Source organism: Vibrio sp. A11 (assembly GCF_013048705.1).
Taxonomy (GTDB): Bacteria; Pseudomonadota; Gammaproteobacteria; order Enterobacterales; family Vibrionaceae; genus Vibrio; species Vibrio metschnikovii.
This window is the reverse complement of the sequence record NZ_VHSI01000002.1, coordinates 327350-349699: the sequence shown is the minus strand read 5'-3', so window position 1 is coordinate 349699 and position 22350 is coordinate 327350. Positions and strand designations below refer to the sequence as shown.

Sequence of the window (22350 nt, the reverse complement as noted above, 5' to 3'; positions counted from 1 at the left end):
GAGATAACACTCTGAATGGTAGACCAAATTTTAACCTTGAAAGAGGTGGCTGCTTACCTAAAGTTGGCCGAAAAAACAGCATATAGATTAGCAATCGAAGGAAAGCTTCCTGGTTTCAAAGTCGGCGGTTCTTGGCGTTTCAAACGTGAAGACCTTGAAGCGTGGATAGAAGAGAATAAGAGCAAGCAATGACATTAATTAATCTCAAAGACTTAGAAGCGCACCTTTGGCATGCGGCCCACATCATAACGGGACCAATTGACGCTTCAGACTATAAAACCTACATCTTCCCAATCTTGTTCTTTAAGCGTATCTGTGATGTTTACGATGAAGAGTTTGAAGATGCAATGGAGCAAGTGGGTGATGAAGAGCTTGCAAAAGGCGATATGTTTCACCGCATTCAAATTCCAGCAGGTTGCCACTGGAAAGATGTGTTTGCAGAAACCAAAGACATCGGCCAAGCTCTAAAAGATTCATTCCGTGGCATTGAGCTAGAAAACCCACAGCTGCATGGCATTTTTGGTGATGCGAGCTGGACCAACAAAGAACGTCTATCAGACGAACTGTTATCGACACTACTCAACCATTTCAACAAGGTTAACCTTGGCGTATCGAGTGTGCGTAATGATGATATGGGTCGTGCTTACGAATACCTCATCAAGCGCTTTGCTGATAAAGCAAACAAGAAAGCAGGTGAGTTCTACACACCGCGTACTATTGTTCGTCTTATGGTGAATATTCTAGACCCACAAGCTAATGAAAGTGTTTATGACCCAGCTTGTGGTACAGGCGGTATGCTGCTTGAAACCATCCACCATGTTAAAGAGAACGGTGGTGACCCACGTCTACTTAAAATCAAAGGTCAAGAGAAGAACCTGACCACCGAAGCGATTGCTCGAATGAACTTGTTCCTACACGGACAAGAAGATTTTGAAATCGTTCGTGGTGATACACTTCGTGATCCTAAGTTTTTGAAAAATGACCAACTAGAAAACTTTGACTGCGTAATCGCTAACCCACCATTCAGCTTAAAAGAGTGGGGACATGATTATTGGACAAGTGATCCTTATGGCCGTGCAAGCTTTGGCTTAGCACCAAAAACGAACGGAGATTTTGCTTGGGTTCAGCATATGTTTGCTTCATTGAACGATGAAGGGCGAATGGCGGTAGTGCTGCCACATGGTGTGCTTTTCCGTGGTGGTGCAGAAGGTAAAATTAGAACCAAGCTATTAAAAGAGAATCGCATCGTGGCGGTAATCGGTGTGGCATCAAACCTGTTCTACGGTACAGGCATCCCTGCTTGTATTCTTGTGTTGCGCAAAGCAAGACCAGAAGAGCATAAAGACCATGTTCTGATTGTTAATGCGGAAGAGATCTTTACTAAAGGCAGAGCGCAAAACACCTTGTCAGAGCCTCAAGCTGATGAGATTTACGACATCTATCAGAAGATGCGTACCAAAGGCCCTAAAGCAGACGACATTGAAGGTGTCGCACGTTGGGTGCCACATAGCGAGATTGAAGAGAACGATTTCAACTTGAACATCGCTCGTTATGTACAAAAGCCGCTCGAAGAAGAAACCATTACCGTTGAAGAAGCATTGAAAGATTTCCAGCAAAAATTAGCAGCCTTAGAGGCCGCTGAACAAGAGTTAGAAGCCTTATTACTCAAAGAGGGCTTTGAGCTATGAATAAAAACAAACTAGAAGAGCTACTGTGGGGTGCTGCCGAGTTCCTGCGTGGCCAAATTGATGCGTCTGATTACAAGCAGTACGTATTCCCACTGCTGTTCTTTAAGCGTCTATCGGATGTATATCTAGAAGAGTATAACGAAGCGCTAGAGCTGCACGAAGGTGATGCTGAATATGCGGCTATGCCGATGTACCACCGTTTCGATATTCCAGAAGAAGCAAGCTGGGAGAAAGTTCGCAACACTAGCAAAGACATTGGTGAAGCGATTCAAAATGCTTTGCGTTTGATCGAAGCAAAGAACGAGCGTTTGCACGGTGTATTTGGTGATGCGCAGTGGACCAACAAAGAGCGTTTGCCAGATCACTTGCTATCAGACCTTATTCAGCATTTCAGTAAAATCCCGTTAGGTATTAAGTCTGTTGCTCAAGATGACTTAGGTGAGGCCTACGAGTACTTGATCAAAAAGTTTGCCGATGACTCAGGCCATACTGCAGCCGAGTTCTATACCAACCGTACCGTTGTGCATTTGATGACTCGTATCATGAAGCTTAAGCCGGGTGAGAGTGCGTATGACCCAACCTGTGGTACGGGCGGTATGCTGCTTAATGCTGTGATGGATTTACGCTCGCAAGGTGAAGAGTGGCGTGGCGTTCACTTGTACGGCCAAGAAGTAAACTTGCTAACGTCCGCAATCGCACGTATGAACATGTTCCTGCATGACATTGAAGAGTTTGATGTTATGCGTGGTGATACCTTAGGCGATCCTAAGTTTATCGAGAACGACCAACTCAAACAGTTTGATGTTATTTTCGCTAACCCGCCGTACTCCATCAAAAAGTGGAACCGTGAAAAGTTTGCGGCTGACCCGTATGGGCGCAATATGTACGGTGTGCCACCACAAGGTTGTGCGGATTATGGCTTCTATACCCATATCATCAAAAGCTTAAAACCCGATACGGGCCGTGCAGCCATGCTTTGGCCTCATGGGGTGCTGTTCCGCGATTCTGAGCAAGCGATCCGCAAGCAGGTGATTGAGTCTGACATCATTGAAGCGGTGATAGGGCTTGGACCAAATCTGTTCTACAACTCGCCAATGGAATCGTGTGTGGTCGTGCTTAATTGCAATAAGCCTGCTGAGCGCAAAAACAAGATTCTCTTTATCAATGGTGTAGAACATGTAACCCGCGAGCGTGCCCACAGCCGCTTATCTGATGATGATTTAGATGTGCTTTGTGAAGCTTATTTCAAACCAGACAATCAAAGTGACATTACCGCGTTGGTTGATTTGGATACTATTAGTGAAAACCAATACAACTTATCTATTCCACTTTACGTGAAAGCTAAGGTTAGTGAGGAAGTACATGATATCGAACATGCTATTGAGTCATGGAAAATGAGCCGAGTACAACTTAAGAAGCAAACTAACAAACTATTTAATAGCCTCGCGAAGTTAGGTTACGAGGTAAAGAACGATGACTGATAAGCAAACTGTAAAATTCGGCGATATCTGTAAAGAGGTAAAGTTAACGACTAAAGACCCGATTGGTGATGGTTACGAGCGTTACATTGGCCTTGAACACTTAGATTCTGGTTCGTTAAAAATAAAACGTTGGGGGATGATTGCTGATGATTCACCTAGCTTTACCCGAGTGTTTAAAAAGGGGCATATTCTTTTTGGTAAACGTCGGCCTTATTTAAAGAAAGCTGCTATTGCAGAGTTTGATGGGATTTGTTCCAGTGACATTATTGTTATGGAAGCAAGTGGCGATAAGTTAGTAGAAGGGTTACTGCCTCACCTTGTTCAAAGTGAAAAAATGTGGTCTAAAGCTTCACTAACATCAGCAGGCTCGCTTTCTCCTCGAACAAAGTTTAAATCGTTAATTGACTTAGAATTTCAGTTACCAAATTTAGATGACCAAAGTTCATTATTGGCAATTTTTCATAAAATTGAAGAGTCTAATGATTGTTCAACTTATGTTGCTAACAACGCAGAAAGGTTAGAAGATTTAATTCTGTTAGATGCAGTTCGAACTTTGCCCGCTGAACAGATTAAAAAAACTAAGCTTTCTGATATTTGCGAGCAAATAACTGTTGGAATCGTAAATAAGCCGGCTGATCTTTACTGTGAAAATGGTATTCCAGCATTGAGGTCTCAGAACGTCAAGCGTGGGCGCATCTCATTAGATAATCTAGTTTACATAACTCAAGAAGGACATGAAGCTAACAAGAAGTCACAAGTTCATCCTGGTGATGTGGTTGTTGTTAGGACAGGTTACCCAGGTACAGCAAGTGTTATTCCTGAAAGCTTAGAAGTTGCTAACTGTGTTGACATTCTTATTATCAGACCAAATACAACTTTGGTAAATCCTGAATATCTAAGTGCGTATATAAACAGTCCTTTAGGAAAAGGCCAGATATTGGAGGGGGCTGGAGGTTTAGCTCAGCAACATTTTAACGTAAAAGCCCTGAAAGAAATGCTCATTGACTTACCTTCTATTACTATGCAAGAAACAATTGCTAATAGTGTTAATGAAGTTGTCAAATTAGCTTCTAAGAATGAAGAAAATGCTGCGAAAAGAAAGAAGATGGTAGATGCGCTAAAGAGTAGCATCTAAGGAGCTTAAAATGTTTAACGAACAAACCGTCACTGAAAATGGAATTATTGACCGTTTACAAGGCTTAAGCGGAGTGAAGTGGAATTACTGCCATGGTGAGAGCTTACCCAAGCAAACACACGATATCTTCGTTGATACTTGGCTTAAAGACGCGCTTTGTTCGTTAAATCCTGATATTGGTAACAATCCTGATTATGCTGATGAGGTTATCTACAAACTTCGTGGCTTGATGTTGGAAGCTAAGCATACTGGTTTAGTCAAAGCCAACGAAAATTTTCATGAATGGTTAATGGCAGAGAAAAGCCTACCGTTTGGTGAGAACGGCGACCATATCACTATCAAGCTAATTGACTTTGATACCCCTGAAAACAACCACTTTGTTGTTTCTCAACAGGTTCACTTCATTGCCGCGACAGAGGCGTTTTTCGATATCGTTCTCTATGTAAACGGTATTCCGCTGGTGGTGGGGGAAGTAAAATCCGCTACTCGTCCAAGTGTCACTTGGCAAGATGGTGCTGCTGATTTTATGGGCGGCCAAAAGCACTACTGGAAAAATGTTGAGCCTTTCTTTGTGCCAAATCTTCTGTGCTTTGCTTCTGAAGGTCGCACCTTTGCTTACGGTGCAATTAATGCACGAGTGAAAGACTGGGGACCTTGGCATAAAACCGATCAGCGAGATGAGATTCCAGCTAGCTTAGCCACGGTGCTTGATAGTTGTGAAGGCTTATTGAACCCAGAAACCTTGCTACAAATGCTTGAGTCTTTCGCGCTGTTCTCTACTGTGAAAACAGGCAAAGACACCCCACCTAAACGCATTAAAATCTTACCGCGTTACCCTCAATTTGAAGCCGCAAAGCAAATTGTTGAGCGTGTAAAAAAAGGCTATCCGAAAAAAGGGCTTATCTGGCACTTCCAAGGTTCAGGTAAGTCACTGCTGATGCTTTATGCTGCTCGCATGCTTCGTGCGGATAATAAGTTGAAAAATCCAACCGTGCTGATTGTGGTTGACCGCCGAGATCTCGATAGCCAAATTAATGAAACCTTCGGTGGGGCCGATGTAAAAAACCTCATCAAAGTACAAAGCTGTAAAAAGCTTGGCGAGCATATAGAACAGGATAGTCGTGGCATTTTAATCACCACCGTCTTCAAATTTAAAGACGTCGAAATTGATGAGAGCAATGAAAACGGCCTAAACAGTCGTGACAACATTATTGTGCTGGTGGATGAAGCGCACCGCACTCAAGAGGGATCTCTTGGCGACAAAATGCGCTGGGCGCTACCTCATGCTCACTTCTATGGCTTAACAGGTACGCCGATTTCTGGTATTGACCGTAATACCTTCAAACTCTTTGGTGCCGAAGAGGATGAAGGGCGTTATATGAACCGCTACAGCTATAAGCAATCCATACGAGATAAAGCGACAAATGCAGTGAAGTTTGAGCCTCGTTTGGCCGAGCTTCGTGTGGATCGTGCCGCAATTGATGAAGCCTTTGAACAAATGGTCAAAGACAACGACCTAGACGATGACGAGAAAATGGCATTGTCAAAACGTGCTGGCCGCTTAGCGATTATGTTGAAGGCGCCAAAGCGCATGGCGGCGGTAAGTGAAGATATTGCCAACCACTTTGTAAGCCATGTAAAGCCAAAGCAGATGAAAGGCATGGTTGTGGTCTATGACCGAGACGCTTGTGTGCAGATGTATTACTTACTTGGTAAAAAACTAGGTTTTGATGCGGTAGAAGTGGTCATGAACGTCGACCAAGCACCGATCAAAGATGAAGACGCAAGTAAGAAAGGTAAGGTTAACAAGGACTGGCGTAAATGGAAGCAAGACCTTGAGCTTCCTATCCTCGAGTCAGACTTTGAACGCTGGCAAGAGATTGATGGAAATGACCAAAAGCAGAAGAGCTTGATTGAGGATTACAAAGATCCTAAACAACCACTTCAATTGCTGATTGTGACCGCAAAACTGTTAACTGGTTTTGATGCACCTATCTGTTACTGCATGTACCTAGATAAGCCATTACGTGACCATACCTTGTTGCAGGCAATGTGCCGTACTAACCGTTTGTACGAGACGGACAATGTTAGCAAGCAAATGGGCCTCATCATTGACTATCTTGGCGTGTTTGAAAATCTACGTACCGCACTCGCATATGATCCTGAAGAAATCGACGGTGTTGTAGAAGGTATCGAGGCCTTTAAAGAGCTACTGCCAGCTCAGCTAGATAAGTGTTTAAGCTTCTTCCCTAACGTCGACAGAACCATCGACGGCTTTGAAGGGATTATGGCAGCGCAAGCTTGCTTACCGACCAACGAGAAGCGTGATGAGTTTGCAGCTTCTTTCGGAGTGTTAGCTAAGTTATGGTCTGCGATTAACCCAGACGCTTTTCTTACGCCTTTCAGAGCTGATTATAAGTGGCTGGTACAAATCTATGAATCTGTCCGCCCTGTAGGGCAAACAGGCTCACTTGTATGGGCTGCGCTAGGCCCAGAAACCATTAAGATGATTCATGAACATACTGATATTAATCGCATTCGTGATGATATTGATGAGTTGGTTATGGATGAGCACGCTATCTTCACGTTGACTGAGAAAGAACAAGAAAAGCGCGCAAGCCAGTTAGAAATCGATCTAATGGGCCGCCTACGTGGTAGTGGCAATCCGAAGTTCATCGCTCTCGGTGAGCGCTTAGAGAAATTACGCCAAGATTATGAAGCAGGTGTAATCAAAGCAATCGACTGGTTAAAAGGATTGCTTGATACTGCCAAAGATACGGTGCAAGCGGAGCGTGAAACGGGCGACTCACCAGTAACCCAAGAAGATAATAAACAAGCACTAACCAAACTGTTCTTAGAAACTCGCCCCGAAAGCACCCCTAAGCTAATCGGCGATGTTGTCGAACAGATTGATATGATTGTCCGCTCTACGCGCTTTGAAGGGTGGCAGTCATCCAATAGTGGGCCAAGAGAGATTCAGAAGGCATTACTGCTAACGCTTGCGCAGTTTGGTTTAGGGAAAGATAAAGAACTGTTCGCCAAGGCGTATGGCTACATAGAAAAGCACTATTGATTAATTAGCTGAAGTGATACTTAGCGCTCACCTGAGCGCTAGGAGAAAGTGTAGTGTTATGGATCTATTTTAATTCTTTTAGAAATAGTCTTTATTTGAAAGTTTATTTCTTTTTGGTGTCTGCTTAATTGCTTTCTAATCGCTGGAGACTTCATTACTTTTGCTGAACGATAAGCATAAGTAGGGAAATTACTTTCTCCGACATGGCTGTATAGTTCACGTAATTTTTGGCGTTTAAGTGAGCCTGTTGGGTCATACTTTCTTTTTAGTTGGAGATGATACTTTATCCCTCGTTTCAGTTTTTTCTGGTATCTAGATATAGAAGAAGAGCGAATGGTTACGTTTTCCCCGTCAAACTTAAAACCGAGATATTGTAACCGAGAATAGATAAGGTCTGTTCCTGCTATCCTTGCACATGCGATTCTTGTTGTTAACTTCTCCCTATTTTTTTCTGTTTTGTTGGGATACTTTGCTTGAAGGATGTTATCAGGCATGAAAGCATATTTTTCGGTCTTCTTTTTATTAACATCAAGTTTGAATTCATAGGCTAAATCATATACAAAATTTTCAAGGTTTGACGCCGTTTGTATGATTTCTATGTGCTCGTTAATTGGTAAAATACAAAGTAAATCATCACAGTAACGATAGTATTTTCCGTTTAAAGATTCAGCATAATTTTTTAGTTTGATGTCAAAATCAATCATGTAAATATTTGAAAGTAGCCCACTCATCGGTGATCCTTGTGGGATCCCTTGGCTTTCACGGTTTTTCTTTATTATAAGTTCTTTGGTCTTGACGAGTGTTCTAAAGCTCTCAGCTGAACAGAGTCTAATTCGACGATTATTTTTTGTTATAGGACGTTTCGTTTCAGGTAGGGAGTTATACGCCATCTCTTTTATTATGTTTCGAGAGACGTTTTTAGGGTTGTTTTTAGATATCTTAAAGCAATCATAAACTTCATCTCTGTCGACATATGAATATGAGGTTATTGATTGATAAACGTTAAAGTGATCAGCAGGAAGCCTGTCGATATTTGATGATTGCTGTAATACTTGTAGCCATTTGTTTTTTAATATCTCATGATCGAGAATATCGAAAAAACTACTAACGTCAAATGCTAGAACGACACACTTTTCACTATTTTTAATGTCTTTAAATGCTTTATAACTATGATCAATGTTACATGCTTTAGATCTAGATTGGGACTTTCTAAAGGCAAGGACATTTTCATCAAGTTTTTTAGCAGCAAGTAGCTTTTCGTAGTTATAGCTAAGTAACTCTGAGTAGTAAGAATATATCAAGCTATCAAAATGGCTGGCATAGCATATTGGCCTCAATTTCCAAGTTGCATATTTATGCGGATTACCTTTTGTTGATATTAAAGCTTTAGATATTTCTGGGTCTGAATTAATAATGTCTTTTATATTTTTAGGTAGGTTATTTTTATTACTCAGACTAGGAGGTAAGGTTAGATCATGTTTTGATAAAAGATCAGAGAGTAACTTAATCTTCTCAGCCTTAGCTTTGTAGAAAATAAAAGGCCAAAAGGAATGCTTCTTAATATAGGAAGGTTTAAAAATTTTCTTGCAAGCAGTTGTAAGTTCAGGCTTTACATCAAAGTGTAGATAGTTGGATCTGTGCTTGCCCCTTGGGTTGCCACTGCATTCAGAAAATCTACCTTTCCAAGCTAGTTGTATATGTGATTTTTTCATAGGAGTGACGAAACTGGAGAGCGAGGTTTCGGAAATCTCATATCAAATGTGACAATACTAAGTATCGACTATAGTCAGTTATCATACAGTCGCCTTTCGTATGCTCTCCAGTCCAGTGACGGTGTTACATCCCTATGGCATGCATAGGGGAATGCGTCTTAAGTAATCAATAAAGTTACCCTAAGCACAGACTACCGCATCCACCCAGGGGTTAAGTTCATTCCTGGGGCCGAATATTAAGTCATTATTCCAGTATAATTATAAATACATAGAAGTATTTAAACTAGTAACAGTTAAGATTCTTCTGAACATAATACTAACAATAGGACTCACATTAGATATGAGCATCACTATCGATACATTACAAACAGTTATAGAATTCAGCCTGTCCCTCCAAGTCAGCGTAGTGATTACACTTAGCCTCAAAGTATTGGTTAGCCTTCTTCTGGTTGAATCTCTTAATGGCAAGTCACACGAAGTGAGACTTGACATTAACTGTCTCCTTAAGCGTCGATGCAAGCGAGCTTGCCCACCTTAAGTTCAGTATCCTAAGATACTGCGATAAGCAATGATATGCATTATCTATTTATAAGTCAATAATAAGTAAGTGGAATGATGTGGTCTTTTAGCTCCTTACAACCCTTAGTTGTTTTGCGCCTGTAACAGAAAGGCTTCCTTGAGATGCCTTCTCAATATGCTCACTCCACCAATTCATCATTGGACGGCGACGTTCTAGGTAATCCGTTCGGTTATAAGCACTACGCACCTGGTTATCGTCCACGTGTGCTAACGCTGCTTCAATTAAATCGCGATCAAAACCTTGTTCATTAAGTGTGGTACTTGCTAAGGAACGTAGGCCATGGCTCACGAGCCTGCCTGCAAACCCCATACGTTTTAGAGCCATATTTGCCGTTTGGCTGTTACATGGTTTCTTCGGATCGCGATCTGAAGGAAATATAAAATCACGATGGCCACTTATCGGCTTGATTACTTCTAATATTGTCAGCATGTGCTCTGTGAGCGGGATGCGGTGTTCTCTTCTTTTTTTCATCCGTTCAGCGGGAATCGTCCAAACTTTCTCTTCCCAGTCAATTTCGTCCCAACGCGCGCCAGAGGCTTCAGCAGGACGTGTCATGGTGTGAAGTTGCCACTCAATTAAACAACGAGTAGTACGCATTATACTGGCATTGGCGATAGCTCCCATGAGCTCTGGTAGCTCATCAGGTGCTAGTGCTGCCATATTTTCTTTCTTGGGCTTTTTGAAAGCCGCACGAATACCGGTCAACGGGTTGGCTTGGATAAGGCCACAGTTGGCAGAATAGTTCATTACCTCATTCAGTCTTTGAACTAAGCGTTTAACCGTTTCTAGGCTACCCTTGGCCTCTATTGGCTTAAGAAGGTCTATGACTTGTGGTGCAGTAATTTGTTTAACCGGTGTATCAGCAAGGGAGGGGAAAATGTGCAAATCAAGAGAACGCCAAATATCAACGGCATAGTCAGGAGTGATATCGTGCTTTTTGATTTCAAACCATTCTTTAGACACATTCAAAAATGTATGTTCATGAATCGCTTTGTGTTCCTGTAACTTTTGCTCTTTGTGTTCCTGAGGATCAATTCTTTGTGCGATCAACTCTCTTGCTTCTAGAGCACTTTTTCGTGCTTGTACAAGAGAAACATCTGGATAGCGTCCTAAGTTGAGATTTGCTCGTTTGCCATTTGTTGGTCTGTAGTAATTGAGTTGCCATTGTTTAGAGCCACTTGGTAAAACTCGTAGTTTTAGACCTTGGCCGTCAACAAGGCTGTACTCTTTTTCTTTGGGCTTCGCATTTTTGACTTCTGTTGCGGTGAGCGGTTTCGTTTGTCTAGGCATGTTAGGAACCAAAAATAAGGAACATAATACTAAGGTTCCTACAATGGTTACTAAAAGTCAAAGATGTAGTGAAACGTCCTGAGAAACCATGACACTCTAAGTTGTTGATTTTGCGTTATTGCAGATAAGAAAAAAGACGTCCTGAGACGTCTTTAAACTATGAATTGGTGGAGCTGGCGGGATTTGAACCCGCGTCCGAAAATCATTCATCATTGGTACTACATGCTTAGTCGATCTTTAATTTCACCGTCAAACTGCGAACCGACACGCTATCTAATGGCTATCCTGAATTTATTTTAATGCTTTGTCTCTCAGGAGGGAGACGCGGCACGAGCTTGTTTGGTTTTGACTCTCTGTTATTCCCCGTCTTACGAGCGGAAGCTAGGGCAGAAAGGCTCTCAGCAGGGTATTAAGCTGCTAGTGCGTAGTTTTCGTCGTTTGCGACTATTTTTTTGCGGTTTGTTAACGAGGCCTACCGCACCTCGGCATGCACCTCAGACTTCAAAATTCCCGTCGAATCCAGAATCAGCCCCAGAGGTAGTTGGTGCATAGTACCAGAATCAAAGATTCTGTCTAGCATCAAATGGTTAAGTGGTTACAATTAGCGCAATGAACTCTTCATCACACGTGCTTTTTCTCTTGCCCAGTCTTTTTCTTTGAGATCATCACGTTTATCGTGCAGTTTTTTACCTTTTGAAACGCCGACTTTGATTTTGACCCAAGAGCGTGACCAGTATAACGATAGTGCCGTTAACGTCATCCCTTCGCGATTAATGCGGCCAAACAGGTTATCGAGTTCACGGCGGGAAAGCAGTAATTTTCGAACACGAGTTGGGTTGGCAACCACGTGAGTTGAGGCTTGTTGTAATGGAGTAATCGTCATACCCGAGATAAAGGCTTCGCCGTCTCGCAAGAAAACATAGCTTTCAGCAATATTCGCTTTACCTTGACGGAGGGATTTTACTTCCCAGCCTTGAAGCTCTAAACCTGCTTCCACTTCATCTTCGATAAAGTATTCATGGCGAGCTTTTTTATTGAGCGCGATAGTGCTACTACCCGCTTTCTTCGTTGATTTTTTCTTTACCATAGTGGATGCATTTTACGGATTGGTTAAAAGTTAAGGAATGTTTTTTCTTGCTGTAGCATAAGGATATCCCTAAGTAACTTCAAGCAGTTCAAGGTGCAATCTGTCAGTAAAGCGAGTCGTGAGCGGTATTTTGCGCTTTATTGACCCCATTGATTGGCATTGGCTCATGTTTAGACGGTGCTAAACGTTAACTTTGGTCAGAAAGCGCACTGAGCTTGAGGTGAGCTAGGGATAAACGTACAATTCGGACTATCGTAATCGCTGAGATAAAAGAGGAAATAATGAAGCAAGTCTGTCGCTCGGCTTTAGTATCGTTTAGTGCTGAGCAGATGTTTCATTTAGTCAATGATGTGGCGAGCTATCCCGAATTTTTGCCGGGCTGTTCTGGCTCACGCATTTTAGAGTCTTCAGCAGATAAAATGATCGCCTCGGTCGATGTATCTAAAGCGGGGATCAGCAAAACGTTCACTACAGCCAATGAGCTGCGTCCTGCTGAGTCGATCATCATGCATTTGGTTGATGGCCCTTTTCAAACTTTGCGGGGAGGTTGGTATTTTACCCCATTGGATGAGCATGCCTGTAAGGTTGAGTTGAAGTTAGAGTTTGAATTTTCCAGCAAAATGATTGAACTCGCCTTTGGAAAAATTTTTACAGAGTTGACCAGTAATATGGTTAATGCGTTTACCCAACGAGCGAAGCAGGTGTACGCCTTATGAGTATTGAGTCAGATAGGATTCATGTGGAAGTGGTTTATGCATTGCCTCATGAACAGCGGGTGATGACGTTAGTTGTCAATCGCCATATGACGGTAGAAGAAATCATTCAAACATCGGGCATTTTAAGTCTTTACCCAGAGATCGATCTTAGTAAAAACAAAGTTGGCGTCTTTAGCCGTAATGTAAAACTGGATGCGACGGTACGAGATCATGACCGAATTGAAATTTACCGTCCTTTGTTAGCCGATCCTAAAGACATTCGCCGTAAGCGTGCTGAGCAAGCCAAATTAGCCAGTTCAAGCGCGACTAAGAAAGCCTAGTCATGGTTTGAGGTTGGGTTTGTGATCGCTCGGTGAGTGATTGTTCGCCTTAACGACTAAAAAGCCCATCCAGATTATGAACAACTGGATGGGCTTTTTGTATAGTAATCAGTCTGTTTCAGATCATCAGTGAGTTGCTTTAATTGAGGGTTTCAAAAAAGGTGTCGCTAGGCTGAAAATCACCAGACAGTTCAATCAGTTGACCTGCATCATTAAAGTTTACGATTAGGTTTTTTTGCACTGATGGATTGTGACCGGGAGTATGATGGTAGATGTAGTACCAAGTATTAGGAAAGCCATTTTCGATCAGCATCGGTGAACCTAAAACAAAACGGACTTGTTCTTTGGTCATGCCAAATTTGAGTTGTTCAACAGCTTGTTGCTCAACGTAATTTCCTTGGTTTATATCAATACGATACACCAAACGTTCTAAAACAGAGCAGCCGGATAACATCGTCACGGCAAGAGGGATGGCAACAAGCCATTTGGTTAACTGCATAGGTAATATTCTACTACTGGTAAGTGTCAAAACTAGGGTGATAATAAACAAGCCCAGAGCAGAAGTAAAAACTTCACGCCACTCTGAGCTTGTTCAGACTACAAATTTTGAATTAGGTTGCAAACCTTAGCAGAAAAAATGTTTTTATTAAGCTGCAATCAGTAATTCTTTGGCATTCGCTAAAGTCGATGGTGTGATTTGACTTCCACCGAGTAAGCGAGCGAGTTCAGCGATTCTTTGTTCTTCACTGAGTTTGACCATTTGCGTTTCGGTCTTGCCGCCTTTGGTCTGTTTGGCAACAAACAGTTGATGATGACCACAACCAGCGACCTGAGGTAGGTGAGTAACACAAAGGACTTGGGTCGATTCGCCTAACTTACGCAGCATTTTTCCAACCACCGCAGCGGTTGGCCCAGAAATACCGACATCGACTTCATCAAATATTAAGCTCGGAGTATCAATTTTTTGAGCGGTAATGACTTGAATCGCTAGCGAGATACGTGATAACTCACCTCCAGAGGCAACTTTGGCAATCGGTTGTAATGGTTGTCCTGGATTGGTTGAGACTAAAAACGTTACATGATCAAACCCAAGCGGAGAGGGTTGCCCTTGATGCTGAACCACATCAATTTTGAATTGCGCTTTTTCCATACTCAGTTCATGCATACTAAGACTGATCAGCTTATCTAACTCCTTGGCATAACGACTGCGTGATTTATGGAGCTTTTCTGCGCAGCTTGCAAAGGTTTGGTAGTGGACAGCGACGTCATTTTCCAGTTCTTGAATTTTTTCTTCGGAGCAATCGAGCAAGGCAATTTGCTGTAAAAGTGCTTGATGATGTTGATACAATTCTTCTGGCAGAACATGGTGCTTACGGGCGAGCGAGAGCACCCGAGAGTAACGCTCCTCAACGTAAGACATGCGTTCTGGGTCAACATCAATGTGATCCAAATAGGCGCGTAACTCGTTGTTGGTTTCTTCAAGTTGAATCATGGCTTCGTTGAGCATAGTCGGCAGCGTGTTCAACTGAGCGTCCATTTCGGCCAGTTCAATCAAGGTATGGCTGACGGTCTGCAATAAGTTCAACGCATTCACTTCTTCACTTTCATACAGTAAGTTAATCGCTTTTTGGCAGTTAATAGCCAGATCGCCACTGTTGGATAATCGTTTATGCTCTTGTTCTAATTCGATGAATTCTTCTTCACCTAGCGCCAGTTCATTGAGTTCTTTGATTTGATATTCAAGAAGCTGTAATTGAGCTTGGTTCTGTTGGCTGTTTTCACGTAACTGTTTTAAATGGTGGTTAACTTGACGCCACTGTTGGTAGGCCAGTCGAGTTTGCTTGAGTAGATCAAGATGTCCGGCATATTGATCGAGCATAGCCAGTTGCAATTCGGGTTTCATCAGTTGCTGATGGGCGTGTTGACCGTGAATATTGATCAGCAGTTGGCCTAGCGATTTTAGTTGCGAAAGAGGGACTGGACTGCCGTTAATAAAGGCCCTTGAACGCCCATCTTTACTGATGATTCTACGCAAAATGCACTCTTTACCATCCAGTAAATCATTGTCTTCTAACCATCGTGTGGCGTGCAAATTGTTATCAAGAATAAAAGCGGCGCTGACTTCCGTCTTTTCTTCATCTTGACGCACCATGCTGGCTTCGGCTCGCCCTCCTAAGCATAAACTGAGAGCATCAATCGCAATGGATTTACCCGCACCCGTTTCACCGGTGATGGTGGTCATACCTTTAGACAGTTCAAGTTGCAGTGATTTTACAATCGCAAAATTATTTACACTAAGATGAGCCAGCATTTGTGCACCTGTATAATTAAACAATACTGTATATAGCAACAGTATATACTGTTTCTTTATACAGTAAAGTTGTCCAGGAGGAAAAATTTAACTCAGATCACGGCTGGTCAGTGGTAAACATTAAAACAACTTACTTGACCAGCCTAATTTATTACGTAATACACGATAATAGCTGTAATCTTTGGGGTGAATCAGCCTGAGTACATTTGGGCTTTGGTAAATATGGACTTCATCACCGGGTGAAACAGGCAACGAAACCTGCCCGTCGCAGCTGACTTCTTGAATCCCTCGGTTATCTGGTGATACAACTAACTTAATGCGTCGATTGCCATCAACCACCAAAGGGCGACAGGATAAGGTATGTGGAAACATGGGGACTAAAGTAATCGCATTTAAACTGGGCGATAAAATCGGTCCGCCCCCTGATAATGAATAAGCGGTTGACCCAGTGGGCGTTGAGACAATTAAGCCATCAGAACGCTGTGAAAAGGCGAAGTTATCATCGATATACACCTCAAACTCGATCATATGTGCGATTTTTCCAGGGTGCAGGACCGCTTCATTGAGCGCTGCATTATGGCTTTTTACTTGGCCATGACGATGAATTTCTGCTTCGAGTAGAAAACGGGTTTCTTCAATATAATCGCCAGCTAATACGGCCGTTAATTGCTCTTCAAAGTCATCCGGATTGAGATCGGTTAAAAAACCAAGGTTGCCACGGTTGACCCCAATCACCGATATATCAAAACGTGATAGCACGCGCGCGGCACCAAGCATGTTGCCATCTCCTCCGACCACGATGGCTAAATCAGCCACCTTGCCAAGTTCTACTAAGCTGGCAAAATGCTCGCTAGGGATATCGGTTAAAATTTCACGCAAACGATCATCAATCAGTACTGACTTTCCCATCGAGGTGAGCCAAGCGTACAGTTCGTTATGTGTCTGAATTGCTTGTTTATTTCTTGGTTTACCTATGATCGCGATCACTGTAAATGGATTTTTCATACGTTTTCCAACTGAATTGGGCTTGAATCAGAATTCTTCATCCCCATAATAAGGGCAAGTGACGCTTTTATGCGAATGTTTGTGTCAAGAAACCAAGATAATGTGGTTCTTTTGCACAATCTTGATAGGAATTCTGGAGAGATCATGAGCCAAGAAGAGAAAAAAATCCAAGAAGAAGAACTGCAACAAGCAGTAGAAACCGAAGCTGACGTTGTGGGAACCGATGCCGATATTGATTGGAACCACGAGGTTGACTCAGAAGAAGGCCAAGAAACGAAAATTGCTCAATTAGAAGCGGCGTTACTGGCCAGTGAAGCTCGCGCTAAGGAAAATCATGAAGCGATGCTGCGTGCCTTGGCTGATGTCGAGAACATGCGCCGTCGCTCCGAGCAAGAAGTCGATAAAGCGCGCAAGTATGCTCTTGGCCGTTTTGTCGAAGAGTTACTGCCGGTGCTGGATAATATTGAGCGCGCGATTGACGCGGCAGATTGTGAAAACGAGGTGATTAAACCTTTCCTTGAAGGGGTTGAGCTAACGCATAAGAGTTTTGTCGATGCGGTGACGAAATTTGGCGTGTCGGTCATTAATCCTGAAGGTGAAACCTTTAATCCTGAGTTCCATCAAGCGATGTCGATTCAAGAGAGCGCTGATCATGCATCGAATACCGTGATGTTTGTGATGCAGAAAGGTTATGAACTCAACGGTCGCGTTGTTCGTCCGGCGATGGTGATGGTTGCTAAATAACGTCGTTGATTAACAACGGGTTATTGTTGTTGAAGCGAAGTCAGTTAGGCTTCGCTTCTTGTTTTTAGAGTGTGGGGTTATACCCAGTTGTCGACGCTATGGCAGATAACTCGGTATATCGTCATTAAAAATTAGATTTTTTTACTATTCCCCCTTGAAATGCATGGGCTCGCCCTTATCTATGGGGCATAAGAGAAGCAAACATTCACGTTTTTGTTTGTGATCGGGGTTGAATCCCGATTCTCCACCCCCACATAAGGGGTATAGCAAAAAACGAACATAGAATTATTTTGGAGATAGCCTGATGGGTAGAATCATTGGTATTGACTTAGGTACGACAAACTCATGTGTTGCTGTATTAGACGGTAACAAACCTCGTGTGATTGAAAACGCAGAGGGCGAGCGTACAACCCCTTCTGTTATTGCTTACACAGATGGTGAAACCTTGGTTGGTCAGCCAGCCAAACGTCAAGCGGTAACCAACCCTGAAAATACGCTATTTGCAATCAAGCGTCTGATCGGTCGCCGTTTTGAAGATGAAGAAGTTCAGCGTGATATTGAAATCATGCCTTATAAAATTGTCCGTGCTGATAATGGCGATGCGTGGGTTGAAGCTCGTGGCCAAAAAATGGCGGCACCACAAGTCTCTGCTGAAGTTCTGAAAAAAATGAAGAAAACAGCGGAAGACTTTCTTGGTGAGAAAGTCACTGGCGCTGTCATTACTGTACCTGCTTATTTTAACGATGCACAACGTCAAGCGACTAAAGACGCTGGCCGTATTGCGGGTCTAGAAGTTAAACGTATCATTAACGAACCAACCGCAGCGGCTCTCGCGTATGGTCTAGATAAGCAAGGTGGCGATCGCGTTATCGCGGTTTATGACCTCGGTGGTGGTACTTTCGATATTTCTATCATCGAAATTGACGAAGTTGAAGGCGAGAAAACCTTTGAAGTATTAGCAACCAACGGTGATACCCACCTTGGTGGTGAAGACTTCGATAACCGTATGATCAACTACTTGGTGGATGAGTTCAAGAAAGAGCAAGGCATCAACCTGAAAAGCGATCCACTCGCGATGCAGCGTTTGAAAGAAGCGGCAGAAAAAGCGAAAATCGAACTGTCTTCTGCTCAGCAAACTGACGTTAATCTGCCTTACATTACGGCTGATGCGACAGGTCCTAAACACATGAACATTAAAGTGACTCGTGCGAAACTTGAGTCATTAGTGGAAGACTTGGTACAACGCTCTCTTGAGCCATTAAAAGTTGCACTTGCGGATGCGGATTTGTCAGTAAAAGACATTACCGATGTTATCTTAGTAGGTGGTCAAACACGTATGCCAATGGTTCAGAAGAAAGTGGCTGAATTCTTTGGTAAAGAAGCTCGTAAAGACGTTAACCCAGATGAAGCGGTAGCTGTTGGTGCTGCAGTTCAAGGCGGTGTTCTTGCTGGTGAAGTGAAAGACGTTCTACTGCTTGACGTAACCCCTCTGTCTCTTGGTATTGAGACTATGGGTGGCGTAATGACTAAGTTGATTGAGAAAAATACGACCATTCCAACTAAAGCGAATCAAGTATTCTCAACAGCAGAAGATAACCAAAGTGCAGTAACGATTCATGTTCTACAAGGTGAGCGTAAGCAAGCGATGTATAACAAGTCGCTAGGTCAATTCAACCTAGAAGGCATTAATGCTGCGCCACGTGGTATGCCACAAATTGAAGTGACTTTCGATTTGGATGCTGACGGTATCTTGCATGTCTCTGCTAAAGATAAGCAAACCGGTAAAGAGCAAAACATCACTATCCAAGCGTCTGGTGGTTTGAGCGAAGCTGAAATCGAGAAAATGGTTCAAGAAGCGGAAGCAAACAAAGAAGCAGATAAGAAGTTTGAAGAGTTGGCAACCACTCGTAACCAAGCTGACCAAATGATCCACGCAACGCGTAAGCAAGTGGAAGAAGCGGGTGATGCGCTACCTGCTGATGAAAAAGAGAAAATTGAAGCGGCAATTAATGAGCTAGAAACAGCGAAGAAAGGCGAAGATAAAGCCGAGATCGATGCGAAAGTTCAAGCGCTGATGGCTGCTGCTCAAAAACTAATGGAAATTGCTCAGCAACAGGCTCAAGCACAAAATGCGGGCGCTGAACAGCAATCTACACAAGACGATGTTGTGGATGCTGAGTTTGAAGAAGTGAAAGACGACAAGAAATAAGCGTTCTTGACTCGGTAGCCTTGTCTACCGAGAGTCTGAAACGGTCTGATTGCGGGCGTTTGGGGGAACTCTAACGCCCGTAAATTTGTGGTGATATCCGTGTCTATAAAGATAAGGGAACCATCAATGATACCCTTAGCACCTTTATCTATATTGATACAAACACCGAGCGGTGAACCCGTTGGTAGTAATAATTGGTGATTTAAAACATGTCAAAACGTGATTTTTACGAAGTATTAGGCGTTAGCCGTGATGCCTCAGAGCGCGATATTAAAAAGGCCTATAAGCGCCTAGCAATGAAATTCCACCCCGATCGCAATCCGGGTGATGCCAGTGCTGCGGATAAGTTTAAAGAAGTAAAAGAAGCGTACGAAATTCTAACTGATCCGCAAAAGAAAGCGGCCTATGATCAATATGGTCATCGAGCTTTTGAACAAGGCGCTGGTGGCTTTGGCGGCGGCGGTTTTAGTGGTGGCGGTGCCGATTTTGGAGATATCTTCGGCGATGTCTTCGGTGATATTTTTGGCGGTGGTCGCCGTGGCGGTGGTGCTCCTCGTCCACAGCGTGGCGCAGATCTGCGTTACAATATGGAGTTGACCTTAGAAGAAGCGGTTCGTGGCTGCAGTAAAGAGATTGAGATCCCAACTCTGGTTCATTGTGACTCATGTGATGGATCCGGTGCCAAGAAAGGAACCTCAGCTCAAACCTGTGGAACGTGTCATGGTCACGGACAAGTGCAGATGCGTCAAGGCTTCTTTGCTGTTCAGCAGACCTGTCCTACCTGTCATGGTAAAGGCAAAATCATTAAAGATCCTTGTAATGTGTGTCATGGTCAAGGTCGCAAGCAGAAGACCAAAACCCTTAACGTCAAAATTCCTGCGGGAGTGGACACTGGGGATCGCATCCGTTTAGCTAACGAAGGTGAAGCGGGAGATATGGGCGCACCAGCCGGGGATTTATACGTACAAGTTCATGTTAAAGAACATCACATTTTTGAGCGTGATGGTAATAACTTGTACTGTGAAGTCCCGGTGAGTTTTGCTATGGCTGCTTTAGGTGGTGAAGTTGAAGTGCCGACACTCGATGGGCGAGTGAATCTCAAAGTACCAGAAGAAACTCAAACTGGACGTATGTTCCGCATGCGTGGTAAAGGTGTAAAGAGTGTTCGTGGTGGTGCCATCGGTGATTTAATTGTCAAATTGGTGGTGGAAACGCCGGTTAAACTCAGTGCTCGTCAAAAAGAGTTACTCCGTGAGCTTGAAGACTCTTGTGGTGGAGATGCGGCAAATAAGCATAAACCGAAATCAGAGGGCTTTTTCAACGGTGTTAAAAAGTTTTTTGACGATTTGACCAGTTAACTAGCGCTATTTTATGTAATAAGGCTGGAAAGATGGATTTCCAGCCTTAACTCCCTTTCTGAGCTATGTCACACGGTCCTCTATCGTTATCGGGATTCGTTCACTTCGGTTTTCCAACCTATTACTTTAGACATTGAGACTATGCTTGTTGGTAACAAGAAGAGAATTTATCCGTAGTTACGATAAATGTGAGATAAATCACCCTAAATCCGCTATAGTGCTCGGCTAATATCAAGAATCATCGGCTGTCTGTTTAAGGAACCCGTTAAATGTCATTTTTATCTCAAGGTTTTGCCCCTGAATTGGTTAAAGCGCTAACAGAATGTGGTTATGAAAAATTAACCCCGATTCAGCAACAAGCGATCCCCGAGGCTCGCAAAGGGCATGATATTTTTGCAACGGCACAAACCGGAACAGGCAAAACAGCCGCGTTTTCATTACCGGTTATCCAACGCTTATTAGATAGTGGTAAAAAACCTTCTCCGCATACCGCGCGAGCGTTGATCTTAGCGCCAACTCGTGAATTAGCCGCTCAAATTGCCCAAAATATTAAAGACTACGTTAAATATACTTCGCTGAGTGTTACCGCCGTTTACGGTGGCAATAAAATGTCTTCGCAAGTGCGTCAGCTCGAGAGTGGGGTTGATATTTTAGTGGCAACACCAGGCCGTTTAGAAGAGCATTTAAGTGAAGGTAATGTCTCGCTGGCCAATTTAGAGTTTTTAGTTTTTGATGAAGCGGATCGTATTTTAGACATGGGATTTATTAATCCGGTACGTAAGATCATGCTGGAAGTTGAAACGTCACCACAAATCATGATGTTCTCAGCGACGACGTCTGCTCAGCTCAATCAATTAGCGGGTGATATTTTACGCAAGCCTAAACGGATTAATGCCGATCGTGTTAATACGACAGCAAGTACGGTTGCGCATGTGGTTTACCCTGTTGATCAAGAACGTAAAACCGAATTACTTTCTGAGTTAATAGGCCGTAAAAACTGGCAGCAAGTTTTGGTGTTTGTGAATTACAAAGAAACCGCCAATCAAGTGGTTAAAGAGCTCAAATTAGATGGCATTAAAGCCGTGATCTGTCATGGTGATAAAGGACAAAGTGCCCGTCGCCGTGCATTGGATGAATTTAAAGAGGGCAAAGCCCGTGTGATGGTCGCTACGGATGTTGCTGCGCGTGGGCTCGATATTGTCGATCTGCCTCATGTCATTAACTATGATATGCCTTTTTTAGCAGAGGATTACGTGCATCGCATCGGTCGTACTGGCCGAGCGGGTAAGCAAGGTCATGCAGTATCGTTTGTCAGTCGTGAAGAAGAGTTAACGTTAATTCAGGTTGAGAATCTTATCCAGCAACGCATTCGCCGTGTCGAACAGCCTGGGTATGAGCCGAAAAAACGCGATGCTTACCTTGAAAAATTGCACACCAAAGCGGCTTTTAAAGATCGTCAAGGCCGTCGTAACAACCCTAATGAAGACAAGCCAGATCAAGCTTCTGCTGAACGTCGTTTATCAATGATGAACCGTTTAAAAAACCGCAACAAGTAATCGTACCATGATTGATAAAAAAGCTACTTTAGGTAGCTTTTTTGTTACTTGAAATACGCAAGACAACTGCGGTAGATTAAGGGGT

General features: G+C 43.1%; 17 protein-coding genes and 1 other RNA gene. 11 read left to right on the top strand and 7 right to left on the bottom strand.

Going from position 1 to position 22350, the window contains the following annotated elements; genetic code table 11:
- The first annotated feature begins 15 nt into the window (after positions 1 to 15).
- From FKQ60_RS04090 to FKQ60_RS04070, 5 genes are read left to right on the top strand one after another with little or no spacing between them, the layout of a single operon-like run.
- Entirely contained in the window at positions 16 to 192 is a 177-nt protein-coding gene (locus FKQ60_RS04090) for a helix-turn-helix domain-containing protein (RefSeq protein WP_099611395.1), read from the top strand.
- A complete protein-coding gene (locus FKQ60_RS04085) occupies positions 189 to 1688 on the top strand; it encodes a class I SAM-dependent DNA methyltransferase (protein WP_099611394.1) in 1500 nt (499 codons plus the stop codon). Before FKQ60_RS04090 ends, FKQ60_RS04085 begins: the two co-directional genes overlap by 4 nt.
- Positions 1685 to 3169, top strand: a complete 1485-nt coding sequence (locus tag FKQ60_RS04080; protein WP_025503343.1) for a class I SAM-dependent DNA methyltransferase — start codon at positions 1685 to 1687, stop codon at positions 3167 to 3169. The genes FKQ60_RS04085 and FKQ60_RS04080 overlap by 4 nt, the downstream gene beginning before the upstream one ends.
- Positions 3162 to 4304, top strand: coding sequence for a restriction endonuclease subunit S (locus FKQ60_RS04075; RefSeq protein WP_170906043.1), 1143 nt, complete (start codon positions 3162 to 3164; stop codon positions 4302 to 4304). The genes FKQ60_RS04080 and FKQ60_RS04075 overlap by 8 nt, the downstream gene beginning before the upstream one ends.
- 10 nt (positions 4305 to 4314) lie before the next feature.
- Positions 4315 to 7377, top strand: coding sequence for an HsdR family type I site-specific deoxyribonuclease (locus FKQ60_RS04070; protein ID WP_025503339.1), 3063 nt, complete (start codon positions 4315 to 4317; stop codon positions 7375 to 7377).
- Positions 7378 to 7433: 56 nt separating this feature from the next.
- Here FKQ60_RS04070 and FKQ60_RS04065 read toward each other — a convergent pair whose 3' ends face one another.
- From FKQ60_RS04065 to smpB, 4 genes are all read right to left on the bottom strand, one after another.
- Complete coding sequence (locus FKQ60_RS04065; protein ID WP_025503338.1) at positions 7434 to 9089, bottom strand: reverse transcriptase domain-containing protein; 1656 nt, start codon at positions 9087 to 9089, stop codon at positions 7434 to 7436.
- A 625-nt stretch (positions 9090 to 9714) separates the two neighbouring features.
- Positions 9715 to 10959, bottom strand: coding sequence for an integrase domain-containing protein (locus FKQ60_RS04060; protein ID WP_170906074.1), 1245 nt, complete (start codon positions 10957 to 10959; stop codon positions 9715 to 9717).
- Positions 10960 to 11124: 165 nt separating this feature from the next.
- Positions 11125 to 11492, bottom strand: a transfer-messenger RNA (tmRNA) gene (gene ssrA / locus FKQ60_RS04055).
- Between the two features lie 68 nt (positions 11493 to 11560).
- Positions 11561 to 12046 (bottom strand): SsrA-binding protein SmpB, encoded by a 486-nt coding sequence (gene smpB / locus FKQ60_RS04050; protein WP_004395790.1) that lies wholly within the window; start codon positions 12044 to 12046, stop codon positions 11561 to 11563.
- Positions 12047 to 12327: 281 nt separating this feature from the next.
- Between smpB and FKQ60_RS04045 the strand changes: the two genes are divergently transcribed.
- Positions 12328 to 12762: an SRPBCC family protein gene (locus FKQ60_RS04045; protein ID WP_004395789.1), complete on the top strand. Its 435-nt coding sequence runs from the start codon at positions 12328 to 12330 to the stop codon at positions 12760 to 12762.
- Positions 12759 to 13082, top strand: a complete 324-nt coding sequence (locus FKQ60_RS04040) for an RnfH family protein (RefSeq protein WP_040904612.1) — start codon at positions 12759 to 12761, stop codon at positions 13080 to 13082. The genes FKQ60_RS04045 and FKQ60_RS04040 overlap by 4 nt, the downstream gene beginning before the upstream one ends.
- A gap of 139 nt (positions 13083 to 13221) precedes the next feature.
- On the opposite strand, the gene bamE is transcribed toward FKQ60_RS04040, so the two are convergent.
- The 3 genes from bamE to nadK all read right to left on the bottom strand — a co-directional run bounded on the left by bamE (position 13222) and on the right by nadK (position 16398).
- The gene (gene bamE / locus FKQ60_RS04035) at positions 13222 to 13581 is read right to left on the bottom strand and encodes an outer membrane protein assembly factor BamE (RefSeq protein ID WP_040904610.1); all 360 of its coding nucleotides are present in this window, start codon (positions 13579 to 13581) and stop codon (positions 13222 to 13224) included.
- Positions 13582 to 13728: 147 nt separating this feature from the next.
- Positions 13729 to 15393, bottom strand: coding sequence for a DNA repair protein RecN (gene recN / locus FKQ60_RS04030; RefSeq protein WP_004395786.1), 1665 nt, complete (start codon positions 15391 to 15393; stop codon positions 13729 to 13731).
- 120 nt (positions 15394 to 15513) lie between these two features.
- Entirely contained in the window at positions 15514 to 16398 is an 885-nt protein-coding gene (nadK, locus tag FKQ60_RS04025) for an NAD(+) kinase (protein ID WP_154168844.1), read from the bottom strand.
- Positions 16399 to 16542: 144 nt separating this feature from the next.
- On the opposite strand from nadK, the gene grpE reads away from it, so the two are divergent.
- The 4 genes from grpE to FKQ60_RS04005 all read left to right on the top strand — a co-directional run bounded on the left by grpE (position 16543) and on the right by FKQ60_RS04005 (position 22265).
- Positions 16543 to 17142: a nucleotide exchange factor GrpE gene (grpE, locus tag FKQ60_RS04020; protein WP_004395784.1), complete on the top strand. Its 600-nt coding sequence runs from the start codon at positions 16543 to 16545 to the stop codon at positions 17140 to 17142.
- A 304-nt stretch (positions 17143 to 17446) separates the two neighbouring features.
- Positions 17447 to 19351 (top strand): molecular chaperone DnaK, encoded by a 1905-nt coding sequence (dnaK, locus tag FKQ60_RS04015; protein WP_004395783.1) that lies wholly within the window; start codon positions 17447 to 17449, stop codon positions 19349 to 19351.
- A 209-nt stretch (positions 19352 to 19560) separates the two neighbouring features.
- Entirely contained in the window at positions 19561 to 20709 is a 1149-nt protein-coding gene (dnaJ, locus tag FKQ60_RS04010) for a molecular chaperone DnaJ (protein WP_154168842.1), read from the top strand.
- A gap of 269 nt (positions 20710 to 20978) precedes the next feature.
- Positions 20979 to 22265: a DEAD/DEAH box helicase gene (locus tag FKQ60_RS04005; protein WP_158138020.1), complete on the top strand. Its 1287-nt coding sequence runs from the start codon at positions 20979 to 20981 to the stop codon at positions 22263 to 22265.
- Positions 22266 to 22350 lie beyond the last annotated feature (85 nt).

Bases quoted from the DNA above. Each gene is read 5' to 3' on its own strand.
- FKQ60_RS04045 (WP_004395789.1), top strand. From the start codon at position 12,328: ATGAAGCAAGTCTGTCGCTCGGCTTTAGTATCGTTTAGTGCTGAGCAG.
- recN (WP_004395786.1), bottom strand. From the start codon at position 15,393: ATGCTGGCTCATCTTAGTGTAAATAATTTTGCGATTGTAAAATCACTG.
- FKQ60_RS04060 (WP_170906074.1), bottom strand. From the start codon at position 10,959: ATGCCTAGACAAACGAAACCGCTCACCGCAACAGAAGTCAAAAATGCG.
- dnaJ (WP_154168842.1), top strand. From the start codon at position 19,561: ATGTCAAAACGTGATTTTTACGAAGTATTAGGCGTTAGCCGTGATGCC.
- FKQ60_RS04085 (WP_099611394.1), top strand. From the start codon at position 189: ATGACATTAATTAATCTCAAAGACTTAGAAGCGCACCTTTGGCATGCG.
- FKQ60_RS04075 (WP_170906043.1), top strand. From the start codon at position 3,162: ATGACTGATAAGCAAACTGTAAAATTCGGCGATATCTGTAAAGAGGTA.
- FKQ60_RS04065 (WP_025503338.1), bottom strand. From the start codon at position 9,089: ATGAAAAAATCACATATACAACTAGCTTGGAAAGGTAGATTTTCTGAA.
- FKQ60_RS04080 (WP_025503343.1), top strand. From the start codon at position 1,685: ATGAATAAAAACAAACTAGAAGAGCTACTGTGGGGTGCTGCCGAGTTC.
- FKQ60_RS04040 (WP_040904612.1), top strand. From the start codon at position 12,759: ATGAGTATTGAGTCAGATAGGATTCATGTGGAAGTGGTTTATGCATTG.
- smpB (WP_004395790.1), bottom strand. From the start codon at position 12,046: ATGGTAAAGAAAAAATCAACGAAGAAAGCGGGTAGTAGCACTATCGCG.
- grpE (WP_004395784.1), top strand. From the start codon at position 16,543: ATGAGCCAAGAAGAGAAAAAAATCCAAGAAGAAGAACTGCAACAAGCA.
- FKQ60_RS04070 (WP_025503339.1), top strand. From the start codon at position 4,315: ATGTTTAACGAACAAACCGTCACTGAAAATGGAATTATTGACCGTTTA.
- bamE (WP_040904610.1), bottom strand. From the start codon at position 13,581: ATGCAGTTAACCAAATGGCTTGTTGCCATCCCTCTTGCCGTGACGATG.
- FKQ60_RS04005 (WP_158138020.1), top strand. From the start codon at position 20,979: ATGTCATTTTTATCTCAAGGTTTTGCCCCTGAATTGGTTAAAGCGCTA.
- FKQ60_RS04090 (WP_099611395.1), top strand. From the start codon at position 16: ATGGTAGACCAAATTTTAACCTTGAAAGAGGTGGCTGCTTACCTAAAG.
- nadK (WP_154168844.1), bottom strand. From the start codon at position 16,398: ATGAAAAATCCATTTACAGTGATCGCGATCATAGGTAAACCAAGAAAT.
- dnaK (WP_004395783.1), top strand. From the start codon at position 17,447: ATGGGTAGAATCATTGGTATTGACTTAGGTACGACAAACTCATGTGTT.